General features: G+C 73.4%; 6 protein-coding genes and 1 pseudogene. 5 read left to right on the top strand and 2 right to left on the bottom strand.

Translation table 11 applies throughout. From position 1 onward, the window contains the following. A pseudogene (locus ACFW2Y_RS33780) lies at window positions 1-722 on the bottom strand (hypothetical protein); the annotation flags it as partial. 294 nt (window positions 723-1,016) lie between these two features. Here ACFW2Y_RS33780 and ACFW2Y_RS33775 point away from each other — a divergent pair. After that, the gene (locus ACFW2Y_RS33775) at window positions 1,017-1,532 is read left to right on the top strand and encodes a GNAT family N-acetyltransferase (RefSeq protein WP_384886965.1); all 516 of its coding nucleotides are present in this window, start codon (window positions 1,017-1,019) and stop codon (window positions 1,530-1,532) included. A gap of 39 nt (window positions 1,533-1,571) precedes the next feature. Here ACFW2Y_RS33775 and ACFW2Y_RS33770 read toward each other — a convergent pair whose 3' ends face one another. Further along, on the bottom strand, window positions 1,572-2,144 hold the full coding sequence (locus ACFW2Y_RS33770) for a GNAT family N-acetyltransferase (protein ID WP_384886962.1): 573 nt from the start codon (window positions 2,142-2,144) through the stop codon (window positions 1,572-1,574). A 459-nt stretch (window positions 2,145-2,603) separates the two neighbouring features. On the opposite strand from ACFW2Y_RS33770, the gene ACFW2Y_RS33765 reads away from it, so the two are divergent. The 4 genes from ACFW2Y_RS33765 to ACFW2Y_RS33750 all read left to right on the top strand — a co-directional run. Beyond that, window positions 2,604-4,037: a 3-phosphoshikimate 1-carboxyvinyltransferase gene (locus ACFW2Y_RS33765; protein WP_384886960.1), complete on the top strand. Its 1,434-nt coding sequence runs from the start codon at window positions 2,604-2,606 to the stop codon at window positions 4,035-4,037. Further along, on the top strand, window positions 4,034-5,302 hold the full coding sequence (locus ACFW2Y_RS33760; RefSeq protein ID WP_384886957.1) for an aspartate aminotransferase family protein: 1,269 nt from the start codon (window positions 4,034-4,036) through the stop codon (window positions 5,300-5,302). The genes ACFW2Y_RS33765 and ACFW2Y_RS33760 overlap by 4 nt, the downstream gene beginning before the upstream one ends. Window positions 5,303-5,307: 5 nt before the next feature. Then, complete coding sequence (locus ACFW2Y_RS33755) at window positions 5,308-6,525, top strand: Coenzyme F420 hydrogenase/dehydrogenase, beta subunit C-terminal domain (protein ID WP_384886954.1); 1,218 nt, start codon at window positions 5,308-5,310, stop codon at window positions 6,523-6,525. After that, a partial coding sequence (locus ACFW2Y_RS33750) for a 3-hydroxyacyl-CoA dehydrogenase NAD-binding domain-containing protein (RefSeq protein WP_384886951.1) occupies window positions 6,522-7,082 on the top strand: 561 nt, incomplete at its 3' end. The genes ACFW2Y_RS33755 and ACFW2Y_RS33750, both read left to right, overlap by 4 nt.

Below are 7,082 nucleotides of genomic sequence, written 5' to 3'. Positions count from 1 at the left end.
GGGTCGGTGCAGCACCGGGCGAGCTCGGTGAAGAAGAGCTGGGTCGTCACGCCGTCGAAGGCGATCAGTCGCAGCGCGATCTGGAGCCTGACCGTGCCGTCGGGGAGCGCCACGTGGCGGATCAGGAACGGACGGCCCGACCGGTGGTCGGGCAGGTCCGCGGAGAGGCGCGAGCGGAGGGAGAGCAGCTCCTCCTCGGCGGCCCCGAAGGACAGGGAAGAGAGGTCCCGGCGGTCGACCACGGGGGCGACGGCCCCGTCCGGGGCGGAGAGGACGCGCTGGGTCCCGTCGGGGGACACCGCCAGCCGCAGGGAGCCGTGGGCCCGTGACAGCAGGTCGAGCGCCTCGTCGAGGGCGTCGGCCTCGGGAGCCGACCCTGCGGGGAAGGCGTACTCGTGGACGAAGACGGCGGGGGCCGGGTGCTCGTAGAAGTCCTGTTCCCCGACGAGATAGGCCTGTTGGAGATCGGTCAGCGGGAAGGGCTCTCCGGCCGACTCCGGGTCGGCGGTGAACCGCCAGGCGTCCTCCGGCCGGCCCTCCCGGGTGCGCAGCAGCTCCATGAGGCCGTCACGGCAGCCCCGGGCGGCGGCACGGAGGTCCTCGGTCAGTGCCCCGGGCGGAGCCGAGTAGCGCAGCGCCCCGTCCTCCAGGCTGAGGACGACTCCTGCTGCGCACAGCCTGTCGTGGACCTCGGCTGCCGCGGACAGCGGTGAGCCCAGCATAGTGAATCTCCAGAGACCGTCGATGGCGAAGGAATGCGAGGAAGAAGAGAGGGGGGCGGGGTACTACCGGAATTCGGTTCGGGGTCGCCGGGATTCAGGACAGGGGTCCCGGAACCCGGGGCAGGGGCTTCGGAACTTCCTTCGGAGAGGGCGAGCCGCCGAGGTTCCCCGGTTTCTCCGATATTTCCGTGACGGGCCGGAGGTGTACAGTGCCGGCCCTTGTCCGTCAGCGGACATGTCCGCAACTGGAATGGGTCACCAAGGGGGCGGCCCGCCCTGTGGTAGCTTCCGGGCATGTCACAAATGACCCTGAGTGGAATCGAGTTGAGGCAGCCGGTCGCCGATGACCACCCACAGGTTCTCCGCGTCCTCGATCGCTGGTGGGGAGAGTTCGAGGGGAGCGCGGGGAGCGTGCAGCGCGCCCTTCTGCTACCCCGGCTCTACTTCCAGCACTTTACGTCGAGCAGTTTCGTGGCCGAGGAGAGCGGGGAGATGGTGGGATTCCTCGTCGGATTCCACTCCCAGTCGCGCGCGGACGAGAGTTACATCCATTTCGTGGGGGTCGCTCCCGAGTGGCAGGGGCGCGGACTGGGTCGACACCTCTACGGCGAATTCTTCGAGCTGAGTCGCAATCGGGGCAGCAGCGTGGTGCGTGCGATCACGTCCGCGGCGAATTCCGGCTCCTACCGGTTCCACACGCGCATGGGTTTCACTGCCGAGCCCGGACCGAAGGAACTCGACGGGCGTCCCCTCCAACCCGATTACGACGGTCCCGGCCTCGACCGGGTCGCGTTCGTCCGCGCCATCTGAGTCGGCGCCCCACGGGCCCGCGGGGCGCCGACCGGGGCGTCAGCCCCGCAGCGCCGGGTGGACCATGCCGAGGACGGCGGTGTCGTACCTGACCCCCTTGACGTCCTCGTACGCGCGGAGCACCCCCTCGGGCGCGAAGCCGGCCGCCGCCATGGCACGGCGTCCGGCCGCGTTCCCGCTCAGGCAGAGCGCCGCGATGCGCAGCAGACCGAGCTCGCGGAACCCCCATGCGGTGAGCAGGGCGATGGCCCGGCGCCCGGTCCCCGACCCGCGGGCCCCGGCGGCGAGCCAGATCCCGAGCTCGGCCCGTCGTTGCCCGGCGTCGACGTCGTGCAGACCGACCCAGCCCAGCACCTCGGCCCCGTCCTCGCGGTCCGTCACCACCCAGTCCACCGTTTCCCCGGCGGACCGGGAGGCGATCCACTCCTCGGCGTCCCCCTCCGTGAACGGAGAGGGGAACGGCGTCCAGCGGGCCACCTCCGGATCGTCGCCCGCGCGGGCCACGGCGGGGGCGTCGGAGGTCCGTACGGGCCGCAACCAGGTGACCCCGTCGGTGAGCAGCGGTGCGACGGCGGGCAGTCGGACCGGCAGCGGTGCGGAATCGATCGTCATGGGACCCCCGGAGGTGTCGTGCGGGTTGGAAGGGTCATTCCAATGTGCACCGCTGCGGCCTGTCCATGCCGGAAGGCTGTCCGACCGGGGCCATAGCCGCAGCCGGACAGGGCGCCGAGCGGCGCAGCGTCGAAGGCCGCCGACCCGCCCGGACGGTCGTCTCGAACCGGCTCCGCGCCCCGGCTCCGCGTCCCGGTTCCCGTCCGGGACGGTGCCCGGCCGTCCGGCGCGTTGTCCGGGCCGGGGTTCGGCCGCACCGTGCACCCGGCGGAGGGCGGCAGCCCGCCCCACCGTCCGGCCTTAGGACATTTACGTGTCACATCGTGAGACATCTGACGAGGTGTCCGCTAGGGGACACGGCACCAGACGGCCATCCGATTGCCCTGTGGCAGACCGGTTCCGACGTGACAGCTTGATCGCCGCCACCCCACCGACCTTCCGGCTGCCAAGGAGTCGCCCGTGCCAGAGGCCCAGGAGTTCGCCATGCCGGCCACGACATCGGCGAACCTCGAAGTGGACGGCGGCCGGGCCGCGCCGAGCGGCGCGCCGCTCGAAGCGGGCGTTCCCGGCGACAAGTCGGTGACCCATCGCGCGCTGCTCGCCGCGATGTTGCCCGGCGCCCCCGCCACCGTCACGATCCACCACGCGAACCTCGGTGGTGCCGTGCGCGCGCTGCTTCCCGCCATGCGCGCCCTGGGCCTGGCCGTCGAAGTGGAGGACACGGGCACCGGCGGCAGCACCCTGACGGTCCGACGGGGTGCGGCTCCCGTTGCCCAGCCCAGACGTCCCCACCGGAGCGTCACCGCATGGCCCCGGGACGTCCCCTACCTCCAGACGGAAGGGTCGAGCGCGGCTGCCCGACTGCTGGTCGGCCTCCTCGCGGGCACCGGCACCAGGGCCGTCGTCGACGGCGACGAGGTGCTGCGGCACCGGCCGATGGAGTGGCTCGTCGAACCCCTCGTCGAACTCGGAGCGGACATCCGCCACCTGGGCGAGCCCGGCCGACTGCCGGTCCTGGTCGAACGCCCGGTACACCGCCCCGGCACGGTCGACCTCACGGTCGGCAGCGCCCAGGCCCGCTCCGCGGTGGTGCTCGCCGCGGTGGCGGCCCGACTGCCGGTGACGGTCCGGCGCCCGGTGCGCTCCCGCGACCACACCGAACGCATGCTCGCCGCCTTCGGCGCGGGCCTGACCGAGCAGGAGCGGGCCGTCGTCTGCGACGGAGGCGGCTACACGGTGCCCCCGGTCATCGAGGTCCCCGGCGACCCCTCGCTCGCCGCCTACCCCCTCGCCGCGCACCTGCTCTGGGGCGACGGCAGCGAACTGCGACTACCGGACGTCGGCCTGAACCCCACCCGATTGGGCTTCTTCGACGTCCTGCGCACCGCCGGAGCCGACATCGAGTACGCGGACCGCCGCACCACCGCGGGCGGCGAACCCGTCGGCACCCTCGTGGCCCGCGGCGGCCTCGACGCTGTCAGCGCCGTCCGCGTGGACGAACCCGCCCTCCTCCACGCCCTGATCGACGAGGTGCCCCTGCTCGCGATGGTCGCGACCAGACTGCCGGGCACCTCCTGGATCGGCTGCGCCGCGGAACTCCGCTTCAAGGAGACCGACCGGCTGGCCACCACGGCCCGCCTGGGCGCCGCCTTCGGCGCACGCATCGGCGTCACCGACGACGGCCTGCTGATCGAGGGCGGCGCCCCCCTCTCCGCCGGCCCCGTACCCGCCTTCGAGGACCACCGGCTGGCCATGGCCGCCGCCACCCTCGCGATGAGCCTGCCGGGCCGGACCACCGTCCTGGGCGGCGGCTGCCACCGCACCTCCTTCCCCGACTTCGCCGGCGTACAGCGTGCCGTCGGCGCCAGGATCCACGAGGACACAGAGCGATGACCGATGTGAAGACCGCCCCGGCGGCCGAAGCGCGCTCCACCGGAACCGTGCTCGGACCGGAGTTCGCCACCGGCTCGGGCCCCTGGCTGTACACCGTTGGAGGCACGGCCTGGTTCGACGCCACCTCGGGCAGCGGCGCGGCCACCCTCGGCCACCAGCACCCGGCGGTCACGGCCGCCGCCGCCGAGCAACTGGCGCGACTGACCCACACCGGGTGCAAACTCTCCTCCGACGCCCGCACGCGCATGGTCTCCCGGATCGCGGGCCTGAGCCCCTACCGGGACGCGGCGGTGCTCCCCACCGCCACCGGCGGCGAGGCCGTCGAGTCCGCTCTCAAGATCGCCCGCGCCGCCACCGGACACCGGGCCGTCGTCACCTTCCGCCACGGTTACCACGGCAAGACGGCCGGCGCGCTCGCGCTGACCTGGAGGCCGGAGTTCAAGTCCTACAGCGATCTGCCCGACGCCTCCGTCGTGACCGCCGAGCTGCCCGACCCGCGGACACCACGCGCCGATGACGCCGAACGGTTCGCCGCCGGGCTCTCGCGGGCGCTCGACCGGGCGGACCGGCTCGGCGGCACCGCCGCCGTCGTCCTGGAGCCCGTCCAGGTCACCGAAGGCGTCCTCGCCGTCGCCCCGGACCTCCTCGACGAAATCGCCCGGCAGACCCGTGCCCGCGGCGCGTTGCTGGTCCTCGACGAGATCTACACCGGCCTCGGTCGGGCGGGACGCACGTTCACCGCCGAGCTCATGACGGAGCTCCCCGACCTCACCCTGCTCGGCAAGACCCTCGGCAACGGCTTCCCGGTCGGAGCCGTCGTGGGGGAGCGGCACGTCGTCGACGCACTGCCCGCCGGCGTACAGACGTCGACCTTCTCCGGCCACCCCGTCTCCTGCGCGGCTGCCGCGGCGGTCCTCGACGTCATCGTCGACGAGGACCTCGCGAACCGTGCCCGGGAGCTCGGAGCACGGCTGGAACACGACCTGACCGAGCTGGCCGCGCGGTACCCCTGGCTGGCCTCGGTGCGCACCGCGGGCGCCCTGGCCGCCTTCGACTGCGTGCGCGACGGACACCCCGACCCCTCCCTGGCCCGGGCCGTGACCGGGCACGCCCTGCTCGAACGGCTGCTCCTCTTCGGCGGCGGTCCCGAGGGAGCCACCGTGAAGATCGTTCCGCCGGTGCTCCTGGACGAACCGGAGCACCACCGGCTGATCGAGGCGCTCACCGCCGCCGTGTCCGCCGCCGATGCCGCCGGGGAGGTCTGACCGGCATGACGTTCCAGCAGCTTGAGAAGGACGTGCTCCAGCCCGACCTGTGCACCGTGTGCGGAGCCTGCCAACTGGCCTGCCCCGCCGGGGTGATCGGCTTCGACGGCCTCACCCCCGTCCTCACCGCCGACTCCTGGACCGCATCGGACTGCGGCGGGTGCACCGACTGCCTCACGGTCTGCCCGGGCGCCGACCCTGGCACCCCGGCGACCGAGGAACGGCTCTTCGGCCGCACCCGCACGCCCGGGGAGCGGTGGACCGGAATCTTCGACGAGGTCGTGGCGGGCCACTCCCTCGACCCGGTCGTCTTCGAGGCGTCCGCCAGCGGGGGAAGCCTCACCGCCCTCCTCCAGACGGCCATGGCCGCCTTCGACGTGACCGTCGTCCTGTCGATGGGCAGGGACGCGGGCGAACCCTGGCGGGCGGCCCCGGCCCTGGTCCGGGACCCGGCCGCACTCGCCGAGACGGCCCAGTCCACGTACCAGCTCGCCCCGTACCTCGGTGCGCTGCGCCCCGTCATGCTCCACGAACCCCGTGCCAAGGTCGCGATGTCCGGCGTGGCCTGCCACATCCAGGCCATGCGCAAGCTCCAGGCCATGGACACGGAAGCCGGCCGCTGGGCACGCGACCACGTGGTCCTGCTGGTCGAGCCCGCCTGCTCCTCCAGCACCCGCCCCGAGGGCACCGCCGCCGTCATCACCGCACGCGCGGAAGTCCCCCTGGAATCGGTGGTGCGCCTGCGCTACCGCCAGGGCGACTACCCGGGTGACATCGGCATCCGCACGGCCGACGGCACGGACCACCGCGTCGCGTTCTGGCAGGCCGTCCGGGATTTCGCCGGCAACAAGACCCACCGTTGCCTCTCCTGTGGCGACTGGATGTCCGGCCTGGCCGACGTGAGCGTCAGCGACGGCGACCCGAACATCTTCGCCGCCAGCGTGCAGGGCGGCGACCAGGACAAGCACGGGCGGGTCTTCATCCGCACCGAGACCGGGCGGAAGGCGATGGCCGAGGGGTTCGCCCGCGGCCTGCTGACCCACCGTCCGGTCGACCTGGCCGGCCTCAACCTCGGCCTCGAACGCAAACGCAACCGCAGGGCCTCCTACGAGGAGTCGGGCAGGCCCGTGCCGCTCGGCCCCCTGCCGCACTACCGCGAGGAGCTGGACATCATCCCCGACGAACAACTGATCGCCGCCCCGGCCGACGGGGAGAAGGCGTGACCCCGCCGCCCGCCGCCCTCACCACGCGGGAGCTCGTCGCCGCGGGAGGGGCGCTCCCCGTCGTGCGGGAAGCGGTGAGGCCCGCCCCCGGCCCCGGAGAGCTCCGCCTCCACACCCGGTGGACCATGATCAGTCCCGGCACCGAACTCCACTACCTGGACCGCTCGGCGCGCACCGGCGAGCACTTCCCCCTCGGCTACTGCGCCGCCGGCACCGTCGAGTCCACCGGCCCCGGCACCCCCGGATTCGCACCGGGCGACCGGGTCATCGCCATGGGCTGGGGCGAGGCCGTGCACGCCGACGTCATCACCGTCCCGCACCTGCTGTGCCGGCCGGTGCCCGCCGGGACCGATCTCGCCGACGCCGTCGTCGCCAACCTGGCCGCCACCGCCGTGCACGCGGTGGACCGCGCGGGCCTCGCCCCGCAGGACGAGGTCGCCGTCGTGGGCGCCGGCATGGTCGGCCTCCTCGTGGCCCAGACCGCCGCCGCCCACGGCTGCCGGGTCTTCGTGCGCGACCTCCGGCAGGACCGGCTCGCCACCGCCGAGGCCCTCGGC

Source organism: Streptomyces sp. NPDC058877 (assembly GCF_042742855.1).
GTDB lineage: Bacteria > Actinomycetota > Actinomycetes > Streptomycetales > Streptomycetaceae > Streptomyces.
This window is presented reverse-complemented; position numbering and strand designations above follow the sequence as displayed.

What these genes read in the sequence shown, in the direction of transcription:
- ACFW2Y_RS33760 (WP_384886957.1), top strand. Translation starts at nt 4,034, where the DNA reads ATGACCGATGTGAAGACCGCCCCGGCGGCCGAAGCGCGCTCCACCGGA.
- ACFW2Y_RS33775 (WP_384886965.1), top strand. Translation starts at nt 1,017, where the DNA reads ATGTCACAAATGACCCTGAGTGGAATCGAGTTGAGGCAGCCGGTCGCC.
- ACFW2Y_RS33770 (WP_384886962.1), bottom strand. Translation starts at nt 2,144, where the DNA reads ATGACGATCGATTCCGCACCGCTGCCGGTCCGACTGCCCGCCGTCGCA.
- ACFW2Y_RS33755 (WP_384886954.1), top strand. Translation starts at nt 5,308, where the DNA reads ATGACGTTCCAGCAGCTTGAGAAGGACGTGCTCCAGCCCGACCTGTGC.